A 19,421-nucleotide genomic window follows, 5' to 3' on the forward strand; every position below is an offset into this window, starting at 1 on the left:
CCCCCTCGAGGGGGAGATGTCGCCAAAGGCGACAGAGGGGGTCGGCACGACTGGACGCGACCTCCTGCTTTGCGAACAGAGAATGCTAGCGCTTCACGCGCGGCGACCCCCTCTGGCCTGCCGGCCATCTCCCTCTCGAGGGGGGAGATCCCCAATCATTTGGACTATCGTCACGATTGCTGCACTATATCAGTGCATAGACAGGAGGGGTGTTTGGGAGAGCCAGGCGTTTGAAGGAAGCAAAAATCCAGAAACCGGAACGGCAGCAGCGCCTGTTCGGCCTGTCGACGCCGCTCAGGGCTGCCGTCATTCCGCCGCTGTCGGCGGCGCGTTGGCTGCTGGTGCTGATCGTCGCCGCCGGCGTCTATTTCTTCCACGGCTTCCTGTTTCCGGTGCTGGCGGCGCTCGTCATCGCTTTCGCCAGCTGGCCGCTTTACCGCCGCCTGCTTGTCGCGGTCAGTGGCAACCGCACCATCGCCGCGACCTTAGCCATCCTCTTCATCCTCGCCTTCCTGGTGATCCCGATCGCGCTCGCCGGCACCTATGCGATCAACGAGGTCCGCGAATGGGTCGCCTGGGCGATCGAGACCAACCGTCACGGCGCGGTGACGCCGCACTGGATCGCCACCATGCCTGTCGTGGGCGAGTGGCTGAACGAGCAATGGACGACCAATTTCGGCCATCCAGGCGGCATTGGTGAACTGATCCAGCTGGTCAGCGGCGCCAACATCGGCAGCATCTATCGCGGTGTGCTGGCCGCCGGCGGCAGCGCTTTCGGCTTGCTCCTGACATTGTTGTTCATGATGATCGCGTTGTTCTTCGCCTATCGCGACGGCGAGCATTTTGCCGGCCAGGTCGATCGTCTCGGCGAACGCATCCTGCCGACCAGATGGGAACGGATTTCGCGCGTCGTGCCCGCGACGATCTCGTCGACGGTGACCGGCATGACCGTGATCGCCATCGGCGAAGGCCTGGTCCTGGGCATCGCCTACTGGCTGGCCGGCGTGCCGTCGCCGGTCACGCTTGGCGCCTTGACCGGCGTCATGGCGCTGATCCCGGGCGGTGCACCACTGTCCTTCACACTGGTCTCGATCTACCTCGCCGCCAGCGGGTCGCCGATGGCCGGGCTGGCGCTGTTCCTCTGGGGCGCGGTCGAACTGTTCATCGTCGACAAGACACTGCGCCCGAAGCTCGTCGGCGGGCCGATAAAACTGCCCTTCCTGCCGACCTTTTTCGGCCTGATCGGCGGCGTCAAGACCATGGGGTTTCTCGGTCTGTTCATCGGCCCGGTGCTGATGGCCCTGCTGGTCGCGATCTGGCGCGAATGGCTTCGCGAGGTGGAAATGGCCGATGAAGTCGTCCCGGGCTCGCCAGCCGAAATTGAAGCCGGTCCGCAAATCGAGGTCCTGCCGGAACCCGTCGTGGCGAAGAAGGCCAGCGCCTGATTTCGAAAAGTAAGCGCTATGACGTTCGCACCTTGACCTTGACCTTTCCACCGTCCGAGGACTGGTGGTGACGGACGGCAGGATCGCGCCATTTGCGGCCGTGACAAGATTGCCCCACGGTGGTCCGCAGATATCAAGCTTGTGCTGTGACGAGGCCGAGGCGGGATGCAGTCTCAAGAATTTGGGAACCAGATCAGGGACACCGTTGCCTCGATCTCCGACATTTTACAGGGCGCGCTGCTTGGCGTTTATGTGCATGGTTCGGCTGTACAAAGCCAGTTGCGGCCGCAGAGCGATATCGACCTCCTTGTGATAATCGCGAGGCCGATGACGGAGCGCGAACGCGTGACTCTTACGGCCATGCTTCTACGGCTTTCCGGGCGGCATCCTCGCCGCGATTCAGAGCCGAGATGCCTGGAGGTTATGGTCTTCGACATCAACGGGCAGGGCATCCACTCCAACCCGGCACAGACAGAAATGGTCTATGGAGAGTGGCTTCGCGATGCTTTCGAAAATGGCGAGACCCCTGGGCCGACAAGCGATGCCGAGAACACGCTCATCCTCGCACAGGCGCGCGAGAATGCGTTTCCGTTATTTGGCCCCGAAGCAGTCCAACTACTTCCCGAGGTATCAGCCAGTGCAATTCGCTCGGCAATGCGCAACGGCCTTTCTGCCCTCTTGGACGGGTTGCACGGAGACGAGCGGAATGTTCTGCTAACGCTTGCCCGAATGTGGCGAACATCTGAAAACGGTGACTTCGTATCGAAGGATGCTGCGGCTACCTGGGCTGGCCAGCGACTTCCCGAGCAGGAGGCCTCGATCCTCGACTACGCGCGAAAGGCGTATCTGGGTGAAGTCATCGACTCCTGGGAAGACAAGCAGGCGGCAACGAAGTCGACTGCCGCGCACATGCGCGAACAGATCGCTCTCCAGCTTTGATCTCTTGCTCTTCCATGGAAAGGCAATCACAGATCACGACGGACAGGGCAACGTGACAGTGGAACATCGGTTATCTCGAAAAGCTGCGCTACACCGGATGTTGCACCGCAAGGTCGCCACGCCGCTTGCGTCCCTCGTGAAGTTGCCACAGCGAATGCGCGACCAGCGTGACGATCAGGATTGCGCCGCCGATCAGGCTGTTGCGAGTCGGTGTCTCGGCAAAGATCATCCACACCCAGACCGGCGCCAGCACGGTTTCGAGCAGGTAGAACATCGCCACTTCAGGGCCCGAAATGTATTTCGGCCCGGCGGCAAGGCAGAAGAACGCTATCGGCATGATGACGGCGCCGTTGAGGATGATCCACCAGGGCGCCTCGACCTGAAAGCCGGTCTTGGAAACCATGAACGCCGCCAGCCCGAAAGGCAGGACGACGCCGATCAGTGAGGTAAAGCCCATATCCTTGCCGCTGGCGCGCGAGATGGTGATGGCGCAGGCGATCAGGAAGGCCGAACACAACGCCATCAGGTCGCCGAACAGATATCCGGTGCCGACGGAATCGCCGACGATGATGACGACGCCGACAATCATCATGGCCAATGCCGCAAAGGTCAGCGGCCGCGGCCGCTCCTTCAGGAACACCCATGAAAGCAGCGCGGCGAACATGGTTGTGAAGGCCAGGATGAACACCAGGTTGGCGGTCGAGGTGTTGTAGACGCCTGTGATGAACGCAATCGCGCCGAGCCCGTAGATCGCGGCAACGATCAGGCCCGACCAGCCAGGTATCAGCTGCGGCGCATCCTTGCTGAACGAGCGCCAGATGGTCCACATGATCAGTGCCGCGGCCAAGGTGCAGCCGGTGCGCAGCAGCAAGATTGTCCACGCCTCGCCGTGGGCGAGCCGGATCAGCGGGATGTCCACGGTCAGCGTCAGCCCGCCAAATGCGGTGAGCAGAAGTCCTTTGGTGTGAGTATCGTGAGACGACATGCAGCGACTTTCACAATGAATTCGGGAGAGGATGGCGGACCGGCGCAATCGCACGCTCTCCCCCATCAGCGGAAAGACCAGCATCGTCTCGATTGAAAATGTTTAAGCCCGGACTTGGGAAAGAGTAATCAGCGCGCGACCGCTTCGTTGGTGTAGCGCTCCCAGCCCTTCGGGCCGAGATGCTCCTGCGGCATGAAGCGCATCTTATAATTCATCTTGCGCGAGCCGTTGACCCAGTAGCCGAGATAGACATGGGGCAGGCCCATCGCCCTGGCGCGGGCGATGTGGTCGAGGATCATGAACGTGCCGAGCGACCGTTCCTCGAAATCGGGATTGAAGTAGGAATAGACCATCGACAGGCCGTCGGCCATCTTGTCGGTGAGCGCCACCGCGATCAGCTCGCCCTGTCCCTTGCCGGTGATGAACGTGTCTGGTCCACGCCGCCGATACTCGATCACCTTGGTGTCGACATGGGTATCCTCGACCATCATCGCATAGTCGAGCACCGTCATATCGGACATGCCGCCACGGCGGTGGCGGGCATCGAGATAGCTGCGGAACAGGGAATATTGTTCGGTCGAAGGCTCGGCATTGTGCATGTGGCCGACGAGATCGGAATTGTGCTGCAGCACGCGCTTCATGTTGCGGCTGGCGACGAATTCCTGGGCGAGGATGCGTACCGAAACGCAGGCGCGGCAGGTCTCGCAGGCCGGCCTGTAGGCGATGTTCTGCGAGCGCCGGAAGCCGCCTTGGGTCAAGAGGTCGTTCATCTCCGCCGCCTTGTCGCCAACCAGGTGCGTGAACACCTTGCGCTCGAACTGGCCGTCGAGATAGGGGCACGGCGACGGCGCGGTCAGGAAGAACTGCGGCGACTGGGTCGGATGCTGCGTCATCGAGCTTTGGAAACACTCCTTCGAATCGCTCTACCTTTGGCGCGGACGGCGAAAAATTCAACAGGATTATGTGAGCGTGGTCGACTCGACGCCTTCACATTTGTGCTCAATCGGTTGCGACTGCTCTTCAGAGGGCCGTTTCAGCGGTCCGTGCGGCTGACGACCGTGCCAAGCAAAAGATCGTGCAAGGTGCGCTTGCGGTCGGAAAACAGCGTCACCAGCAGGACGAGCGGCGACAGGATGACGTTGCCGGCCCAGAACAGCACCGAATGGACGACCGCGGTGAGGCCGTCGATCGGCCTGCCGTCGAGCCGGTCGAGCCGGATGCCCACCATCTTCATGCCCGTGGTGGCCTGGTCGGTGCTGCCCAGCGTGTTCCAGATGTAGAGGATGGCCACAGTCGGCAACAGGATACCGAACAGCATCCAGCCAAGCCCGAGGGTCAAAAGCCCGAGGAAGAACACCAGAATGGCAAACGGAATGGTGAGCAGCGCGACGATGACATAGTCGATCACGAAAGCCAGAATGCGCTTCGTGCGCACGCCGTCATAGGCCCTGACATCGTCGAGCCTGCTGGTGATGATTTCGCCGTCGAGAACGCGCGCGTTCATGTCATTTCCTCGTAACAAGGTCCGACATAGGGTGCGGACCGCTCAGCCATGAAATGGTGAAGGCCTGTGGCGGAATCAAGATCGGGCTTCTTGCGGTGCGCCGGCCTTCAAGGCGCCAGGCGCAATCTGAACCGGTTGAATTTGCGGCGCGGATAACATTAGCTTGCTGCGGCGCAGCAAAAGCGCACATGGCAGGGGACGGGGCAATATGGACTACGACATGCTGGTCATCGGCAGCGGCCCTTCCGGTCGCCGGGCCGCGGTGCAGTCGGCCAAGCTCGGCAAATCGGTGCTGGTGGTCGATCGCGGCCGGCGTCTGGGCGGTGTCTCGGTGCATACCGGCACCATCCCGTCGAAAACGCTGCGCGAAACGGTGCTCAACCTTTCGGGTTGGCGTGAGCGCGGCTTCTACGGGCGCGGCTACCGGGTCAAGCAGGATATCTCGGTCGGCGATCTGGTCGAGCGCCTGCATAAGACGCTCGACCATGAGGTCGAGGTGCTGCAGCACCAGTTCATGCGCAACACGGTCAAGAGCGCCCGGGCTGCGGTGAAATTCCTTGGCCCCAACAAGGTCAGCCTGACCACCGACACCGGCGATTACAGCGAGGTCGGTTTTGCCAATGCGCTGATCGCGGTCGGCACCAGGCCGCACCGGCCGCGCGATGTGCCTTTCGACAAGACCCGAATCTTCGACAGTGACGAGATGCTGGAACTCGACCGCTTGCCGCGCACGCTGACGGTGATCGGCGCCGGCGTCATCGGGGTCGAATATGCAACGATCTTTTCCGCGCTCGACGTGCCGGTAACCTTGGTCGAGCCGCGGAACTCCATCCTAGATTTCGTCGACCGCGAGATCGTCGACGATTTCATCCACCAGATGCGCGATCGCGGCATGACCATCCGGCTGGGCAGCGCGGTGAAGGAAATCCGCTCCAAGCCGGACGCCGCCGAAGTGGAACTGGCCGATGGCCGCACCATTCGTTCAGAGGTCGTGCTCTACGCCGCCGGCCGCACCGGCAATGTCGGCAACCTGGGCCTGGATGTCGTCGGCATCGATGCCGACTCCAGAGGGCGTATCAAGGTCGACCCGCATACGTTCCAGACCAGCGTGCCCAACATCTACGCCGCCGGCGACGTCATCGGCTTTCCGAGCCTGGCCTCGACTTCGATGGAGCAGGGCAGGGTGGCGGCCTGCCATGCCTTCGGCGTGCCGTTGCCGCCGCCACCGGAGACCTTTCCCTATGGCATCTACGCGGTGCCGGAAATCTCGACGGTCGGCCAGTCCGAGGAACAGGTGCGTGAGAGCGGTGCGGCCTATGAGGTCGGCGTGGCACGTTTTCGCGAGACCTCGCGCGGCCATATCATGGGCGTCAACACCGGCTTCCTGAAACTGTTGTTCTCGGTCGAGACGCGCCGTCTGCTCGGCGCGCACATCATCGGCGAGGGCGCCACCGAGCTCATCCACATCGGCCAGGCGGTGATCAATCTCGGCGGCACCGTCGACTTCTTCGTCAACAACACCTTCAACTATCCGACGCTCGCGGAAGCCTACAAGATTGCAGGGCTGGACGCCTGGAACAGGATGGGACGAGGGTAGGCCGGCTGGTCGTGGCGGCGAGCCTGTCAGCTTGCCTGCGCCACCGCCGCGGATCCCGACAGCCATTGTCTGACGATTGCGGCGTCGGCGCTGCCGAATTCATGACCTGATGGGACAATCCGGGCGTCGATCTCGGCGCCATGCTGGCTGAGCAATGTCACCAGAGCAGGGGCGAAGGGCGAATAGGTGAGATCCGCGGCGCCGGCGATCATCAGGACGCGCACCTTTGACAAATCCGTCGCCGGCGCGTGATCGAGCACCGGCATCGGCCGCAGCAGCGCGGCGCGCTCGACGAGCTCCGGATGTAGCAGCATCAGGCTTGAAACCAGATTGGCGCCGTTCGAATAGCCGAGGAACGTCGCGCGTGAGAGATCGAGATGGTGGTGTGTGGCCGTGTCGGCGACGAAGCCCGCAAAGGCATCGGTTTCGGTGCGGATGCTGTGCTGTTCGAAGCGCGTCGGCGTGATGCGCGCGAACCAGCGGAAACCATCCTCCTGGACAATGCGGCCACGCACCGCGATCAGCTTGGCCCGCGGTGCGATCTCTCGCGCCAGCGGCACCAATGTCGTCTCGTCGACACCCGATCCATGCAGCAGGAAGAGACATTCGCCGGTTGAATCCGCCGGGCTGTAAAGCCGGTAGCTGAAGGCCAGATCACGCCGCAGCGCACCATCTTGTGAGGTCTCTTCGATCATCGCGCATCCTCTTGATTATATGAGGTTTCGCTCAATTTGCCGGCTTCAAAACGCAATATTTTCAAGCTCCGCGAAAGTTGATTGAACCGGGCGCATTACAGTCCGTTTCTCCGCCGATAACATTCCTTCGGGAGGAATCGAAGCGGTGCGCCGGGGGGCGCATTGCCCGGCATGAACAACCAGCTTTGAGGCCTTTTTGTCGATGACCACCCAGATTTCCCCGGACCGCGATTCGCGTGTCCCAGACCGCGATTCGCGTGTCTCGGACCGCGATAAGCGTGTCCCCGATCGCACTGAGCGCGACACGCGCATAGACGTGCTCCGTGCTCTCGCTTTGCTGACCATCTATGTCGACCATGTGCCAGGTACCGCCTTCGAGTATCTGACCTACAAGAATTTCGGCTTTTCCGATGCGGCGGAAGTCTTCGTGCTGATCTCCGGCATTTCGGTCGCGCTCGCCTATGGCAGGAAATTCGAGCCCGGAAACCGGCTGCTGGCAACCCTGAAGATGTTGCGCCGCGCCGGTGTGCTTTATGCCACCCACATCGTCACCACCATGGGGGTGATGGCCATGTTCTGCGCTGCGGCGGTGTTTGCCAGGCGGCCGGAGCTTTTGACGATGATCAACATCGAGCCGTTGATCAAGAATACGCCGCAGGTGCTGATCGGCATCGTGACGCTCGGCCACCAACTCGGCTACAACAACATACTGCCCGTCTATGCGGTGCTGCTCTTGCTGACGCCGGTGTTCCTTCTCATTGTCAGCTATCGGCCGGTCTTGGCACTGGTCGCCTCCGGCGCCCTGTGGCTGGTCGCGGGGGTTTACCAAATTGCCCCGCCCAACTATCCCGAGCCCGGCTTCTGGTTTCTCAACCCGCTGTCGTGGCAGTTCCTTTTCAACATCGGCTTGGCAGGCACGCTGCATGTGCGTCGCGGCGGTACCATCCCGGTCAATCGCTGGCTGGTTGGCGGGGCCTTGGCCTACACCGCTGTGGCACTGGTCTGGGTGCACAGCCCGCTTTGGGGGCATATCTCCTGGTTTGGCCTGCCTCCGGTGCTGACCGGCTTCGACAAGACGTTCCTGTCGCTGCCGAGGCTGCTGCATATATTGGCGGTGAGCTACCTGATCGTGGCATTCCCGGCGGTCTCGAACCTGTTTCGCACCGGACGCGATCATCCGCTTGCCATATTGGGCAAACGATCGCTGCCGGTTTTCATTGCCGGCACGGTGCTTGCAATGGCGGCGCAAGTGTTGAAGCTGATCAATCCGGGCGGATTTGCCTATGACAGCCTGTTGATATCGGCCGGCATCGTCATGCAGTTCGCGCTCGCCTACTATCTCGAATGGCTATCGGGCCTTGGCTGGTCCGGCAAAAGCAGGCCGGCTCACAACGCCGCACCGCCCGTCCATGCTGCATCCTTCGCGATGCCGGCCATGGCTACAAGAATGGGCCGTTGAGCTCAGGCGGGCGAGGGGCCGGATGAGGCTCGCACCACGAGTTGGACCGGCAGCGATTGCCGGCTGAACGAACCGTCATTTTCAAGGATCGCCTTGACGGCAAGGCGGCCCATCTCGGCGATCGGCTGGACGATCGTGGTCAGCGGCGGCTTGGAAATCGCCCCTTCCGGAACACCGTCGAAGCCGACGACCGAAACATCGCCCGGCACCGCAATGTCGTGCTGCCGCAGCCAGTCCAGCGCATGGAGCGCCATCCTGTCGGACATCGCCAGAATGGCTGTCGGCGTCTCGGCACCGGCGAAAATATGGTCGAGGCCGGCCCAAACGCTCTTCTCGTCATTGACGGTTTCGTAGATCGGCACGCGCGAGACGTCGACGCCGACCCGGGAGAGTTCGGCGAAATAGCCACGCAAGCGGTCGCGCGTAGCCGAGTAGAGGGCCATTTCCACCTGCTCCCTTGTGGTAGGGCCGAAGCCTGCGTCGGCACAGGGCAGGGTAAGCACGGCAAAGCGGCGATGTCCGAGTTCGGTCAGGTGGCGGGCGGCCAGGCCAGCCCCGGCGATGTTGTCGACGCCGATCGCTGCAACGGCGTCGTCGTCGTCCGAATCGAGATCGAGCGCGACAAAAGGGAGTTTGCGTTCACGCGCCAGTTCGACCAGCCTTGAACCGCCATCGACGCAGAAGACGATGAAACCGTCGACCAGCGCACTCTGGATGTTCCAGGCAAGCTGTTCGTTGTTGGCTGCGGAGACCAGCGAAATCCCCGCACCGGTCGCGTCGCAGGCCTGCGAGATGCTGGCCATCATCACCCGGGCAAAGGGGTCGTCGAAGAAATAGGAGAGGGGTTCCGCGGTCGCGACACCGATGGCATTGACCTTGCCGGCGCGCAGCAGCCTGCCCTTGGGGTCTGGCCCGCCATATCCCATTGCCTCGGCTGCCGCCTTGACCCGTTCGCGGACCTCCTCGCGCACGATTTCCGGGCGGGCGAACACGTTGGACGCGGTGCCATGCGAGACGCCGGCTGCTTTGGCAATGTCTGCCAGCCGGATCGGCCTGGTCTTTGTAGAGGTCAGTGGCGCCATCTTCGTCTCCTCAATTCATCCCATCTAACACTTTCGTTGGATCGGTTCAAATTTTGACTTGATCAAGGGGTCGGTGAGGCGTATGTTTGAATCGATCCAATTTATAGTCGCCTTTGATTGGATCGATTCAGCCCTTGGAAAGGGAGATGTTTGTCATGCACCCCGTCAATTTTCTGTTCGAAGACATTTATCGCAACGACTGGAGCATCTCGTCGAACACCACGACGCAGAAGCGCCGTGGCAAAGCCAGTCCATGGGTCCGCGAGCTGCGGTTCCTTGTGGAGCGCAAGCGGAGCTGAGCGGGTTCGGTTTTTCGCGCCCATCGATTGGATCGATTCAAGTATTGAAAGGAGTGCACATCATGCATCCCGTGAGCCATCTGTTCGAAGACATCTATCGCAACTACTGGGGCATCGCGCCGGCTTCCGAACGGCCGGAGCGGCGTCGGTTGGGAAGGCTGCGGCGGCGCAATCGTGAATTGCTCATCCAGCCCGAGACCGGCAGGACTAACGGCACTACAAACGACGTTTGATTGGCGGAGGTCTGTTATCGGGGCAGGGCGCTCAAAGGCGTCAGGAACGTGGCCGCCCCAGCGCCGAGGCCGCGATCACCAGCCAGCCGGCGATGAGCAAGGTGCCGCCGATCGGCGCCGACAGCGGGAACAGCCGCGACCCGATGAAATCGCGGGCCAGCAGATCGCCACAGAACAACAAAAGCCCAACCAGCAGGATCAGGCTGCCGATGCGTAGGATCCGGTTCGCGCCAAGCAATCCGGCGGCGAGGAAGACCGGCGCATGCATCAGCAGGAAGGATGCGGCGGTGCCGACGAAGGCGCCGCCCAGATGCGCTGCCGCGGCCGACAGCGCCACGCCGGCGGCGCCACAGAGGCCTCCGGCCAGGACGAGGATACGGCCGATATTGCCTGAAGGTTGCTCGGCCGTGCTCATGTCCGTGGCTCCGTGATGTCAGAGGGATAAGCCCAACCCCGTCAGGGCTTACCGGCGTTGGCGAGCATGTCCTGCTCGCGGCGCGATTGCGCCAGCCAGTTATACACCGCGCCGCCGGCCATCAAGACGGATGTGCCCAGAAACACCGAGCGCATGCCGAAATGGCCACCGGCAAAGCCGCCGAGCAGGGGACCGGCGACCTGCCCGACATACTGGGCGGAAATCGACAGGCCGAGCACATTGCCGCCGACCCCATCGGGAACATTGTGGCGGATCACGCTGGTGATGCAGGGCAAGAGCCCGCCCAGCGCCAGGCCCATCAGGAAACGCAGGCCGATGAGTTGCCAGCTTTGCGTGACGAAGGCCTGCGGGATCAGCAGCAGTGCCGAGACGGCTAGCGCGCCGATGATGACGTTCCAGTGGCCGACGCGGTCGGCGAGTTTGCCGAGGCGCGAAGCCGACAGGATGGCGCCAAGGGCCGCCGCCGACATGACGACGCCTGATATCAGCGTGACGCGGCTCTGGTCCTCGATGAGTTGCTGCACATAGACGGTGATGATCGGCTCGATCGACATGGTGGCGAAGCTCAACAGCATGCCGGTCGCCAGCATGGCGACGACAGGCCGCTTGTCCGGGATTTGTGCCCAGCCGCCTTTCTGCTTCTGCTTCGCTGCGGCGTCCGCTGTTTTCGGCCGGGGATTCTCCTTGATCAGAAACGTGGTCGCCAGGAACGCCAGGAAGATGACGCCGCCGGAGAGGAGAAAGGTGGCGCGGATGCCGATCAGCGGCGGCAGGGCGCCGCCCACCAGTGGGCCGACCAGAGCCCCACCCGTGATGCCGGCCGACAGCAGGCCCAGCGCCCAGCCGGAGCGTTCCTTCGGCGTCTGCATGGCAACGAGGATGGTCGATCCCGAGGAATAGCCACCGGCAAACCCGATCAGCAGCCGCAGCAGCACCAGTTGCCAGACCGTCTGCACCATGCCGGTCAGCGACATGCATATGGCCATGCCGAAGCTGGCGCGAACCAGCATCACCTTGCGGCCGTACCGGTCGCCGAGACGTCCCCAGAGCGGCGCCACCAGCGCCGCCGCGAAGAACGTCGCGCCATAGGCAATCCCCGACCATTGCACGATCGCGGCGTGGCCCTCGGCGCCGAGCTGCTCGATATAGAGCGGCAGGAACGGCAAAAGCAGCGTCATGGCGACAAGCGTCGAAAACGATCCGGCAACGCACACGAACAGATTGCGCCGCCAGTGGATGTTGTAGGTGCTGTCGGTCGCCGGGGGCGTGTTCTGCTGCTGCATGTCATATGTCCTGTCCCAGCAACTCTTATCGATGCTTGCTGCGGATACCAATTTGGGATACCAAGATGGTGCCCCTGATGGACGCAAGCTTGACCGCTGTCAATGCGACCGTCTCAAACGTGATCGGAAAAGGCGGCCGGCAAGACGATCGCCAGCAACGATCAGAAAATGGAAACGACAATGTCGCAGATGCAGAGCGTCGAAAAACAGCTTCGGCAAATGATCCTGGGCCTCGAGATCGGCCCCGGCGAGAAGCTGACCGAGCGCTGGATCGAGAGCCGCTTCGGCGCGTCGCGAACCCCGGTCAGGGCAGCACTTCTGCGGCTTGAGACCGAGGGCCTGGTCGGCAGGGACGGACGTGGCTGGACGGTGTCGCCGATCAATCTGGCTGAACTCGAGCAGATCGCCGTCTACAGGGAAGCAGTCGAGGTTGCGGCGCTTCGCCTGACATGCAGCCTGGCGGACCGGAGCGCCGTCGATGTCATCGAGGCGATGCTCGAGTCCTGCGACAACGACACGCCGCGCGAGGAATGGCATCGCGTCGGCATGGATTTTCACATCGAACTGGCGCGTCTGTCGGGCAATGAATTCCTGTTCCGGGCGGTGCGCGATGCCATGACGCGCCTGTCGCGGGCGCGCTGGCTGGAGGTTCGCGACGAAGCGGCCCTCAGCCGCGCCTGGGCCGAACATCGCGCCATACTGGCGTCGGCACGCCTTGGCGACGCCGATGAAGCCGCGCGCCTGCTGTCAGACCACATCGTCGGCAGCCGCGACCGGCTGGTGACGTCGCTCGCCAACGATCGGCGCGGTCTTCGCGCCAGAGGCTTTGCCGTCGTTGCTGCTTAAAGGTGGATGAAGGGCGCAAAGCGGCGTCTGGACGTATGCGCACTTTCGCCTCGCTTCGCAGACGCCGATGGCGTAAGGAGCGGCCATGGAAAACAACCGATTTGAAACACCTGTGACTGTGAAGTCAGTCGCGGCGGGAAGCACTCAGCTCTTGCGCACGGCGCGTGAGGCTTCCGACTACCTCCTCAACAGCTGGCCCGGCAAGCGCAGCCCCAAGCATCGCGCGGCCCTGCAGGCCTGCCATGACGCACTCGCCGGCGACAAGCCGGCGATGAACGCCAGGCGTGCCTTCATCGCGGCAGCACGCGAAGTGGACGTGTTCGTCAGCGACAAGGCGCCCGCCTGACACAAGCCGACATTTGGGGCGGCAATCTGGATTGAGGCACGGCCCGCATCTGCGGGCCGTTTGCCGTCACTTTGCCGTTTCGGTTTCGGCTTCAGTCTCGTCTTCGGGCTTCGAACGTTCCCGCGCTGCAACCTTGGCTGCCAGCTTCTCGGCCTTCTTGGCCGCCTTCTGGCGGTCGCGTTCCTTGCGTTCCTGATCGTAGTTTGGTGGTCGCGCCATATTGGCTCCTTTTCACTGCCTCGCGGCTCTGGTCCTGCCTAGGAGCATTAGCCGTCAAACACAACAGCTGAAGCGATAGTGCGTCGATGATGGCCAGGCTTGCAAGATGCGCGTCGCAATGAAGGGGCCAGGTCCATCATTGCGGCGGCCAATACCTATCGCCATCGATTTGCCGATCAGATGCCGCTTCGGTCAATCACCAGATCTGCAGCACCAAAACGGTCCTTTGCCGTCAGCTGCTGGTGCCAGTAGGGATAGAGCAAGGGCGGCCGGCTGACCGCGTCGAGGCGCTCGCGCTCCTCGCCGGAAAGCACCAGGCTTGCCGCCGCGATGTTGTCCCGGAACTGCGTTTCCGTCCTGCCGCCGATCACCAGCGAACTGACGGCCGGCCGGCCAAGCAGCCAGGCCAGCGTCACCTGCGCTGCCGACACGCCGCGCTGCGTGCCGATCTCGACAAGCACGTCGACGATCCGCCACAGCCGGTCCTCGTCGCGGATCGGCGGTTCGGACCAGCCGGCAAGCTGGCGGGCGGTGGGGCTGTCGCGGCGGTATTTGCCGGACAGCAATCCGCCGGCGAGCGGGCTCCAGACCAGAACGCCCAACCCCTGGTCGACGGAAATCGGCAGCAACTCGTACTCCGCCTCGCGCGCTTCCAGCGTGTAATGGATCTGTTGCGTGACGAAGCGCGGCTGATGATGGCTGTCACTGATGCCGAGCGCCTTCATCACCTGCCAGCCGGAATAGTTGGAGCAGCCGACATAGCGGATCTTGCCTTGGGCAACCAGCGTGTCGAGCGCGCCGATGGTTTCCTCCAGCGGTGTCACGCCATCCCATTCGTGCAGGAAATAGATGTCGATGACGTCGGTCCTGAGTCGCTTCAGGCTTTTCTCGCATTCGCGGATCAGGTGATGGCGTGACAGGCCTTCATCGTTCGGGCCTTTGCCGATCCGCATCCGTGCCTTGGAGGCGATCAGCACGTCACCCTTGCGCTTGCCGCCGAGCGCTTCGCCGATGATTTCTTCCGAAATGCCATTCGAATAGACATTGGCGGTGTCAATGACATTGATGCCGGCGTCGATGCAGAGATCGATCATCCGGCGCGCCTCGTCCAGGTCTGTCTTGCCGACAGCCGAAAATGCGCCGGCGCCGCCGAACGTCATGGTCCCCATGGTCAGCGTCGATACTTTCAGGCCGGAACGGCCGAGAGTGCGGTATTCCATGTCGGTCCTCGCGATTGCATTGAGAAGAGGTTGGGAAGGGCGCCCCAATGTGGATGCTATTTGTATGACAATTTGCGCGGTATGTCTCGATGCCAGGGCGGCGGATCGATCATGCCTCGCGGGTTTTGCAGTGGTGGCGATCAGGTCAGGCTGCAATAAAACCGTCATTGCAGGCCTATATTGAAGTCGGCTCAGGCGTTGCCGTTCCGGGCTGTAAGCCGGAGTTTGGGGCGCCGGACCTGAATCGACAGAGCTTGCAAGTGGAGCAGCCGATAATGACCGAGCTAAAACAGAATTCTCCGGCCCGGGATTGGCTTGAAGCCGAACTCGCCGACACGCTCGACGAAGACTATGAGCTCGAAATGTCGGAGCCGGCGCTGTCGATGGAGATCGCCAAGATCTACAAGAACTCGCATCCGCCTTCGATCGATCGCATGCAATATTTTCGCGACCTGATCACCCTGCAGTCCGAATTGATCAAGCTGCAGTCCTGGGTCGCCTACCACAAGAAGAAGCTGGTGGTGATCTTCGAGGGACGCGATTCGGCCGGCAAGGGCGGTGTCATCAAGCGCATCACCCAGCGGCTCAACCCGCGCATCTGCCGCGTCGTGGCACTGCCGGCACCGACCGAGCGCGAAAAGTCGCAATGGTATTTCCAGCGCTATGTCCCGCATCTGCCGGCCGGCGGCGAGATCGTGCTGTTCGACCGCTCATGGTACAACCGCTCGGGCGTCGAGCGGGTGATGGGCTTTGCCCAGCCCGATCAGGTCGAAGAATTCTTCCACGACGTGCCGGAGTTCGAGCGCATGCTGGTCCGCTCGGGCATCACCGTGGTCAAATACTGGTTCTCGATCACCGACGAGGAACAGCAGATGCGCTTCCTGATGCGCATCCATGATCCAATGAAGCAGTGGAAACTGTCGCCGATGGATCTGCAGTCGCGTGTGCGCTGGGAGCAGTACACCAAGGCCAAGGAAGAGACCTTCGCCCGCACCAACATCCCGGAAGCGCCTTGGTTCATCGTCGAGGGCAACGACAAGAAGCGCGCGCGGCTGAACTGCATCGACCATCTGCTCAAGCAGCTGCCTTACGAGGAAGTGCCGCACGAGGAGATCACTTTGCCGGAGCGCGTCTTCAACCCCGAATACGAGCGCCAGGTGCTGCCGCGCGAGCTCTACGTGCCGGAGAAGTATTGATGGATCGCTCCCTTCTCCCCGTATAGTGACGGGGAGAAAAAGCTGTAACTACGCCCGCTTGATGGTGACGTGCGTGGCAAGCGGCGTCGCCACCTGCTCGCTGCAGATATAGCCCAGCTTGAGCATATCGAGGCCGGCGAAAAGGTTCTCGCCCGAGCCGAGCAGCACCGGCGCGATCGCCAGATGCATCTCGTCGATCAGTTTTTCCTGCAGATATTGCCGGATGGTGGCGACGCCGCCGCCGACCCGCACGTCCTTGCCGCCAGCGGCAGCCTTAGCCTGTTCAAGAGCTGAATGGATACCGTCAGTGACGAAGTGGAAAGTCGTGCCGCCCTCCATCGTGATCGGTTCCCGCTTGTGATGGGTGAGCACGAAAACCGGCACATGATAGGGCGGGTTGTCGCCCCACCAGCCCTTCCAGCTGTCGTCAGGCCACTCGCCGCGGATCGGCCCGAACATGTTGCGGCCGAGGATCCAGGCGCCGACATTCTCGAAGCTGCGCGCCGCGAACGCCTCGTTGACGTCGGTGGTGCCGCCATCTTGTCCGAGCACCTTCTCGCGGAAGGTGCAGGTGTCGACAAACCACTTGTGCAAGGATTCCCCACCGACGCCGAGAGGATTTTGCAGATCCTGATCGGGACCGGCGCCATAGCCGTCGAGCGACAGGGTGAAAGCGTTGACGCGAAGTTTGGACATGCGAGCCTCCTCGATAACCGATTGTATTTTGCAAGCAGTTGTTTGTAGCAAGCTGATTGTGAATTGCAACCGGTATTTTCAAAGAACTTTGCCGCACCGCACGTGCAGAGCAGAAAGATCCGGCAGTCTCGACGCGAGCAAATGTTCCGTTGCCATGCAATTGCTTATGACGAGAGAAATATCGCGGTTCCTTCCTTGCGACGCGAACAGGATGCTGCCGCAAGTGTCAGCCACAACTATCGGCGCTGCGACGCTTCGAGCATACGTTCGACAGCAAGACGCAGTGGCGGCAGGCTGTCGGTCACCACCGCCCATACTATCGCACCGGAGGTTTTGTGATATTCGTGACGCAAAACGTTGCCTATCCCACGAACTTGTTTCCATGGAATCTCGGGAGCAAGGGCTGCCAAATCATCGGGAATGTGGCGGGCAGCTTCGGAAATGATTTCGATCCCGCGCTCGATGCCATGTCGGAGCAGCCAGTCGCTATTAAAGTCATCCAGCGTCTTGCCCGCGGCGGCAGCAAGATGCCGTCCAGGGCCTCCATGATTTCGGCTAGAATCGGTTCGATCCGGCGCACTGCCATCAAAATATGCGCACAGCAGATTGTTCGATGTCGGCCTTCAACATGGGATTGAGGCTGTCGCGGGTGGTGATATCGATCTCCGCTGACATCTTCTCCTCAAGAAATTGCTTGATGCCGACCAGATCAATCAGCGAAAAGCGTCTTGCAGGATCATAATCGATGAAGAGGTCGAGATCGCTGTCAGGCCCTGCGTCGCCCCGTAAAATCGATCCGAACAGATAAAGCGAAGTCGCGCCCATGCCCTTGATGGCATCTGCATTTCTCTGCAACCGCTTTATGACCTCATTCCTGCTCATGAATTCATTCTAGCGGATTGCGTTAAAATTCCAAAGCTACCTAGCGGCCCCCCTTCAGCATCTCCGCCACTTCGGGTGCGAAATAGGTCAAGATGCCGTCGCACCCGGCGCGCTTGAAGGCGAGCAGCGATTCCAGCATTGCCTTCTCGCCGTCGATCCAGCCATTGGCGCCTGCCGCCTTGATCATCGAATATTCGCCCGACACCTGGTAGGCGAAGGTCGGCATCTGGAACTCGTCCTTCAGCCGCCGGATGATGTCGAGATAGGGCAGGCCGGGCTTGACCATCAGCATGTCGGCGCCCTCGGCGATGTCCTGTTCGGCCTCTCGCACCGCCTCGTCGGAATTGGCATGGTCGATGTAATAGGTCTTCTTGTCGCCCTTGAGCAGACCGGCGGTGCCCACCGCCTCGCGATAGGGACCGTAGAAGGCCGAGGCGAATTTGGTCGCATAGGACATGATCGCCACATCCTGAAAACCATTGGCGTCAAGCGCGTCCCGGATGGCGCCGATGCGGCCGTCCATCATGTCGGACGGCGCGATGATGTCGGCACCGGCGGCCGCCTGGATGACGGCAGCGGCGGTCACCTGTTCCACCGTCTCGTCGTTGACGATGATGCCGTCGCGCAGGATGCCGTCATGGCCGTGGCTGGTGAACGGGTCGAGCGCGGCGTCGGTGATGATGCCGATCTGCGGCACCGCATCCTTGATCGCACGGGTGGCGCGGTTGATGACATTGTCGGGATCGAGGATGTGCGAGCCGGTCTGGTCGCGCAGCGAGATGTCCACATTGGGGAAGGTGGCGAGTGCCGGAATGCCGAGTTTTGCCGCGCGCTCGGCCTCCTTGACGGCGAGATCGATCGACAGGCGGAAGACGCCGGGCATGGCGGCGATCGGCTCGCGGACACCCTTGCCCTCGACGACGAAGATCGGCCAGATCAGGTCGTCGACCGTGAGCCGGTTCTCCTGCACGAGACGGCGCGACCAGTCGGCCTTGCGCATGCGGCGCAGACGGCGGCTGCCGGTGATCTCGTCGACGCCGCGCGCGCCGGCGGGCTTTGCGGGGGTGAATTTGTTCATCGCCAATACTCTCGTTCGGGCAGGCTTTTACCACGAGCTCCCGCTGCTGACCAATGCGGCACGATTGTGCCAGCGACGCGGTCGAGGTCTATTCGGGTTGCCCATTGCCTGACAGAATCTGTGCCGCGCCCCTGATGGCGACGCGGAAAGCTTCGTCGAAATTGACGCCGCGCACCTGCCAGATGTAGGTCTTGCCGGCCGCGGCCAGCCGCCAGTCGGCGATCCAGCCCAGTTCCTTGTCGCTCCAGACGAGACTGCCGGAAAGCGCCTGGTCGGCGCCGGTCTTCTTCGCCAGTGTGTCGAGCTTCGTCATCTCGGCATTGCGAAGCGCCTGATCGTCCAATCCAGCCCGCGACAGCTGCGCCGCCGTGGGAAAAGCCACCTGCATGGCCAGCGGTACGGCGGCATTGCCGAACGATTCGCGCATCGGCATGCCACGGTCGTCGTCGGCATCGAGCGCGTAATGCATTGTTCCGCGCTCGGTCACCAAAAACACCGCCAGCCGCGGCCGCTCGGCCAGCCACGGCCTGCTGCCGAGCGAAGCCAGCACTGGGTCGATTTCAGCCGGCCCGTACTGGCAGTAGAGATTGTGAGGCCGATCGTACGTGCCCTGGTCGTCATGGTTGGGAATGCCTTCCATGCGGTCGCGGTAGTGGAAGCCAGCGACGAAGCTGCCGGCCTTGTCGCGCAATGCCGTCATTTCAGGTTTTGCCGGAAGGCGCTGATCGCCGGAAACCCGCACCAGAACCGCATCGAGACAGCGCTTGAAGCCGGACTGGCGGTTCTTCTCGTATTTGCCGTTGACGATGGTCTGCGAATTGTAGAGGTCTTCCAAAGTCGCCGCCGTGACCGGGTGAACAGCCAAGCCGATGCTCAGGCCAATTGCCATCCGCGCAAGGTGCGAAAATCGAGTCATGAACAATCGTCCCGTTCGAAGCCCCGCCAGAGCTGCGCTGCTATGAACTCTATCCAGTTTTCCAA

Annotated in this window: 24 protein-coding genes; 9 read left to right on the forward strand and 15 right to left on the reverse strand. The window is 62.0% G+C overall.

All coding sequences use genetic code 11. The annotated features are described in order from the left end of the window. Positions 1-230 precede the first annotated feature (230 nt). Together EOB59_RS11265 and EOB59_RS11270 are read left to right on the forward strand one after the other, a co-directional pair. The gene (locus EOB59_RS11265) at positions 231-1,445 is read left to right on the forward strand and encodes an AI-2E family transporter (RefSeq protein ID WP_128288379.1); all 1,215 of its coding nucleotides are present in this window, start codon (positions 231-233) and stop codon (positions 1,443-1,445) included. A 165-nt stretch (positions 1,446-1,610) separates the two neighbouring features. Further along, entirely contained in the window at positions 1,611-2,384 is a 774-nt protein-coding gene (locus EOB59_RS11270; protein ID WP_128288380.1) for an aminoglycoside adenylyltransferase domain-containing protein, read from the forward strand. A gap of 88 nt (positions 2,385-2,472) precedes the next feature. Here the strand turns inward: EOB59_RS11270 and EOB59_RS11275 are convergent, their stop codons facing one another. The 3 genes from EOB59_RS11275 to EOB59_RS11285 all read right to left on the reverse strand — a co-directional run bounded on the left by EOB59_RS11275 (position 2,473) and on the right by EOB59_RS11285 (position 4,873). After that, on the reverse strand, positions 2,473-3,369 hold the full coding sequence (locus EOB59_RS11275) for a DMT family transporter (RefSeq protein WP_128288381.1): 897 nt from the start codon (positions 3,367-3,369) through the stop codon (positions 2,473-2,475). A gap of 128 nt (positions 3,370-3,497) precedes the next feature. Next, entirely contained in the window at positions 3,498-4,262 is a 765-nt protein-coding gene (locus EOB59_RS11280; RefSeq protein ID WP_023810205.1) for an arginyltransferase, read from the reverse strand. A 140-nt stretch (positions 4,263-4,402) separates the two neighbouring features. Further along, the gene (locus tag EOB59_RS11285; protein WP_127322646.1) at positions 4,403-4,873 is read right to left on the reverse strand and encodes an RDD family protein; all 471 of its coding nucleotides are present in this window, start codon (positions 4,871-4,873) and stop codon (positions 4,403-4,405) included. 208 nt (positions 4,874-5,081) lie between these two features. Here EOB59_RS11285 and sthA point away from each other — a divergent pair, with 208 nt between their 5' ends. Continuing rightward, positions 5,082-6,470: a Si-specific NAD(P)(+) transhydrogenase gene (gene sthA, locus EOB59_RS11290; RefSeq protein WP_128288382.1), complete on the forward strand. Its 1,389-nt coding sequence runs from the start codon at positions 5,082-5,084 to the stop codon at positions 6,468-6,470. Positions 6,471-6,496: 26 nt separating this feature from the next. On the opposite strand, the gene EOB59_RS11295 is transcribed toward sthA, so the two are convergent. Together EOB59_RS11295 and EOB59_RS35260 are read right to left on the reverse strand one after the other, a co-directional pair. Next, entirely contained in the window at positions 6,497-7,165 is a 669-nt protein-coding gene (locus EOB59_RS11295; RefSeq protein ID WP_128288383.1) for an alpha/beta hydrolase, read from the reverse strand. A 45-nt stretch (positions 7,166-7,210) separates the two neighbouring features. Then, entirely contained in the window at positions 7,211-7,375 is a 165-nt protein-coding gene (locus EOB59_RS35260) for a hypothetical protein (RefSeq protein ID WP_164895630.1), read from the reverse strand. On the opposite strand from EOB59_RS35260, the gene EOB59_RS11300 reads away from it, so the two are divergent. Continuing rightward, on the forward strand, positions 7,368-8,624 hold the full coding sequence (locus EOB59_RS11300; RefSeq protein ID WP_128288384.1) for an OpgC family protein: 1,257 nt from the start codon (positions 7,368-7,370) through the stop codon (positions 8,622-8,624). The genes EOB59_RS35260 and EOB59_RS11300 overlap by 8 nt on opposite strands. 2 nt (positions 8,625-8,626) lie before the next feature. On the opposite strand, the gene EOB59_RS11305 is transcribed toward EOB59_RS11300, so the two are convergent. Next, positions 8,627-9,706 (reverse strand): substrate-binding domain-containing protein, encoded by a 1,080-nt coding sequence (locus EOB59_RS11305; RefSeq protein WP_128288385.1) that lies wholly within the window; start codon positions 9,704-9,706, stop codon positions 8,627-8,629. Positions 9,707-9,852: 146 nt separating this feature from the next. Between EOB59_RS11305 and EOB59_RS11310 the strand changes: the two genes are divergently transcribed. Together EOB59_RS11310 and EOB59_RS11315 are read left to right on the forward strand one after the other, a co-directional pair. Beyond that, positions 9,853-10,005, forward strand: coding sequence for a hypothetical protein (locus tag EOB59_RS11310; RefSeq protein WP_164895629.1), 153 nt, complete (start codon positions 9,853-9,855; stop codon positions 10,003-10,005). 62 nt (positions 10,006-10,067) lie between these two features. Beyond that, positions 10,068-10,238 (forward strand): hypothetical protein, encoded by a 171-nt coding sequence (locus EOB59_RS11315; RefSeq protein WP_128288386.1) that lies wholly within the window; start codon positions 10,068-10,070, stop codon positions 10,236-10,238. A 40-nt stretch (positions 10,239-10,278) separates the two neighbouring features. Here the strand turns inward: EOB59_RS11315 and EOB59_RS11320 are convergent, their stop codons facing one another. Both EOB59_RS11320 and EOB59_RS11325 read right to left on the reverse strand, forming a co-directional pair. Next, a complete protein-coding gene (locus EOB59_RS11320; protein WP_128288387.1) occupies positions 10,279-10,653 on the reverse strand; it encodes a DUF423 domain-containing protein in 375 nt (124 codons plus the stop codon). Between the two features lie 41 nt (positions 10,654-10,694). Then, entirely contained in the window at positions 10,695-11,957 is a 1,263-nt protein-coding gene (locus EOB59_RS11325) for a multidrug efflux MFS transporter (protein WP_128288388.1), read from the reverse strand. 180 nt (positions 11,958-12,137) lie between these two features. Between EOB59_RS11325 and EOB59_RS11330 the strand changes: the two genes are divergently transcribed. Both EOB59_RS11330 and EOB59_RS11335 read left to right on the forward strand, forming a co-directional pair. Further along, on the forward strand, positions 12,138-12,803 hold the full coding sequence (locus EOB59_RS11330; protein WP_127383002.1) for a GntR family transcriptional regulator: 666 nt from the start codon (positions 12,138-12,140) through the stop codon (positions 12,801-12,803). Between the two features lie 112 nt (positions 12,804-12,915). Beyond that, the gene (locus EOB59_RS11335) at positions 12,916-13,149 is read left to right on the forward strand and encodes a DUF982 domain-containing protein (RefSeq protein WP_244506945.1); all 234 of its coding nucleotides are present in this window, start codon (positions 12,916-12,918) and stop codon (positions 13,147-13,149) included. A gap of 66 nt (positions 13,150-13,215) precedes the next feature. Here EOB59_RS11335 and EOB59_RS11340 read toward each other — a convergent pair whose 3' ends face one another. Both EOB59_RS11340 and EOB59_RS11345 read right to left on the reverse strand, forming a co-directional pair. Continuing rightward, on the reverse strand, positions 13,216-13,368 hold the full coding sequence (locus EOB59_RS11340) for a hypothetical protein (RefSeq protein WP_013532262.1): 153 nt from the start codon (positions 13,366-13,368) through the stop codon (positions 13,216-13,218). A 176-nt stretch (positions 13,369-13,544) separates the two neighbouring features. Next, entirely contained in the window at positions 13,545-14,588 is a 1,044-nt protein-coding gene (locus EOB59_RS11345) for an aldo/keto reductase (RefSeq protein ID WP_128288389.1), read from the reverse strand. Positions 14,589-14,863: 275 nt separating this feature from the next. Here EOB59_RS11345 and ppk2 point away from each other — a divergent pair, with 275 nt between their 5' ends. Then, the gene (gene ppk2, locus EOB59_RS11350) at positions 14,864-15,784 is read left to right on the forward strand and encodes a polyphosphate kinase 2 (RefSeq protein WP_127270468.1); all 921 of its coding nucleotides are present in this window, start codon (positions 14,864-14,866) and stop codon (positions 15,782-15,784) included. A 48-nt stretch (positions 15,785-15,832) separates the two neighbouring features. Here ppk2 and EOB59_RS11355 read toward each other — a convergent pair whose 3' ends face one another. From EOB59_RS11355 to EOB59_RS11375, 5 genes are all read right to left on the reverse strand, one after another. Further along, positions 15,833-16,480 (reverse strand): dihydrofolate reductase family protein, encoded by a 648-nt coding sequence (locus EOB59_RS11355; protein WP_127270469.1) that lies wholly within the window; start codon positions 16,478-16,480, stop codon positions 15,833-15,835. 236 nt (positions 16,481-16,716) lie between these two features. Continuing rightward, positions 16,717-17,085 carry a HepT-like ribonuclease domain-containing protein gene (locus tag EOB59_RS11360; protein WP_348639509.1) on the reverse strand — a complete coding sequence of 123 codons (369 nt, stop codon included), beginning with the start codon at positions 17,083-17,085 and terminating at the stop codon, positions 16,717-16,719. Further along, positions 17,066-17,362 (reverse strand): nucleotidyltransferase domain-containing protein, encoded by a 297-nt coding sequence (locus tag EOB59_RS11365; RefSeq protein WP_127270472.1) that lies wholly within the window; start codon positions 17,360-17,362, stop codon positions 17,066-17,068. The genes EOB59_RS11360 and EOB59_RS11365 overlap by 20 nt, the downstream gene beginning before the upstream one ends. A gap of 40 nt (positions 17,363-17,402) precedes the next feature. After that, positions 17,403-18,440, reverse strand: a complete 1,038-nt coding sequence (hemB, locus tag EOB59_RS11370; RefSeq protein WP_127272719.1) for a porphobilinogen synthase — start codon at positions 18,438-18,440, stop codon at positions 17,403-17,405. A gap of 88 nt (positions 18,441-18,528) precedes the next feature. Then, a complete protein-coding gene (locus EOB59_RS11375) occupies positions 18,529-19,356 on the reverse strand; it encodes a DUF2066 domain-containing protein (protein ID WP_128288390.1) in 828 nt (275 codons plus the stop codon). Positions 19,357-19,421: the final 65 nt, after the last annotated feature.

Source organism: Mesorhizobium sp. M7A.F.Ca.MR.176.00.0.0, assembly GCF_004023165.1.
Lineage (GTDB): Bacteria > Pseudomonadota > Alphaproteobacteria > Rhizobiales > Rhizobiaceae > Mesorhizobium.

What these genes read in the sequence shown, in the direction of transcription:
- EOB59_RS11270 (WP_128288380.1), top strand. Translation starts at nt 1,611, where the DNA reads ATGCAGTCTCAAGAATTTGGGAACCAGATCAGGGACACCGTTGCCTCG.
- EOB59_RS11275 (WP_128288381.1), bottom strand. Translation starts at nt 3,369, where the DNA reads ATGTCGTCTCACGATACTCACACCAAAGGACTTCTGCTCACCGCATTT.
- EOB59_RS11280 (WP_023810205.1), bottom strand. Translation starts at nt 4,262, where the DNA reads ATGACGCAGCATCCGACCCAGTCGCCGCAGTTCTTCCTGACCGCGCCG.
- EOB59_RS11285 (WP_127322646.1), bottom strand. Translation starts at nt 4,873, where the DNA reads ATGAACGCGCGCGTTCTCGACGGCGAAATCATCACCAGCAGGCTCGAC.
- sthA (WP_128288382.1), top strand. Translation starts at nt 5,082, where the DNA reads ATGGACTACGACATGCTGGTCATCGGCAGCGGCCCTTCCGGTCGCCGG.
- EOB59_RS11295 (WP_128288383.1), bottom strand. Translation starts at nt 7,165, where the DNA reads ATGATCGAAGAGACCTCACAAGATGGTGCGCTGCGGCGTGATCTGGCC.
- EOB59_RS11300 (WP_128288384.1), top strand. Translation starts at nt 7,368, where the DNA reads ATGACCACCCAGATTTCCCCGGACCGCGATTCGCGTGTCCCAGACCGC.
- EOB59_RS11305 (WP_128288385.1), bottom strand. Translation starts at nt 9,706, where the DNA reads ATGGCGCCACTGACCTCTACAAAGACCAGGCCGATCCGGCTGGCAGAC.
- EOB59_RS11310 (WP_164895629.1), top strand. Translation starts at nt 9,853, where the DNA reads ATGTTTGTCATGCACCCCGTCAATTTTCTGTTCGAAGACATTTATCGC.
- EOB59_RS11315 (WP_128288386.1), top strand. Translation starts at nt 10,068, where the DNA reads ATGCATCCCGTGAGCCATCTGTTCGAAGACATCTATCGCAACTACTGG.
- EOB59_RS11320 (WP_128288387.1), bottom strand. Translation starts at nt 10,653, where the DNA reads ATGAGCACGGCCGAGCAACCTTCAGGCAATATCGGCCGTATCCTCGTC.
- EOB59_RS11325 (WP_128288388.1), bottom strand. Translation starts at nt 11,957, where the DNA reads ATGCAGCAGCAGAACACGCCCCCGGCGACCGACAGCACCTACAACATC.
- EOB59_RS11330 (WP_127383002.1), top strand. Translation starts at nt 12,138, where the DNA reads ATGTCGCAGATGCAGAGCGTCGAAAAACAGCTTCGGCAAATGATCCTG.
- EOB59_RS11340 (WP_013532262.1), bottom strand. Translation starts at nt 13,368, where the DNA reads ATGGCGCGACCACCAAACTACGATCAGGAACGCAAGGAACGCGACCGC.
- EOB59_RS11345 (WP_128288389.1), bottom strand. Translation starts at nt 14,588, where the DNA reads ATGGAATACCGCACTCTCGGCCGTTCCGGCCTGAAAGTATCGACGCTG.
- ppk2 (WP_127270468.1), top strand. Translation starts at nt 14,864, where the DNA reads ATGACCGAGCTAAAACAGAATTCTCCGGCCCGGGATTGGCTTGAAGCC.
- EOB59_RS11355 (WP_127270469.1), bottom strand. Translation starts at nt 16,480, where the DNA reads ATGTCCAAACTTCGCGTCAACGCTTTCACCCTGTCGCTCGACGGCTAT.
- EOB59_RS11365 (WP_127270472.1), bottom strand. Translation starts at nt 17,362, where the DNA reads ATGAGCAGGAATGAGGTCATAAAGCGGTTGCAGAGAAATGCAGATGCC.
- hemB (WP_127272719.1), bottom strand. Translation starts at nt 18,440, where the DNA reads ATGAACAAATTCACCCCCGCAAAGCCCGCCGGCGCGCGCGGCGTCGAC.
- EOB59_RS11375 (WP_128288390.1), bottom strand. Translation starts at nt 19,356, where the DNA reads ATGACTCGATTTTCGCACCTTGCGCGGATGGCAATTGGCCTGAGCATC.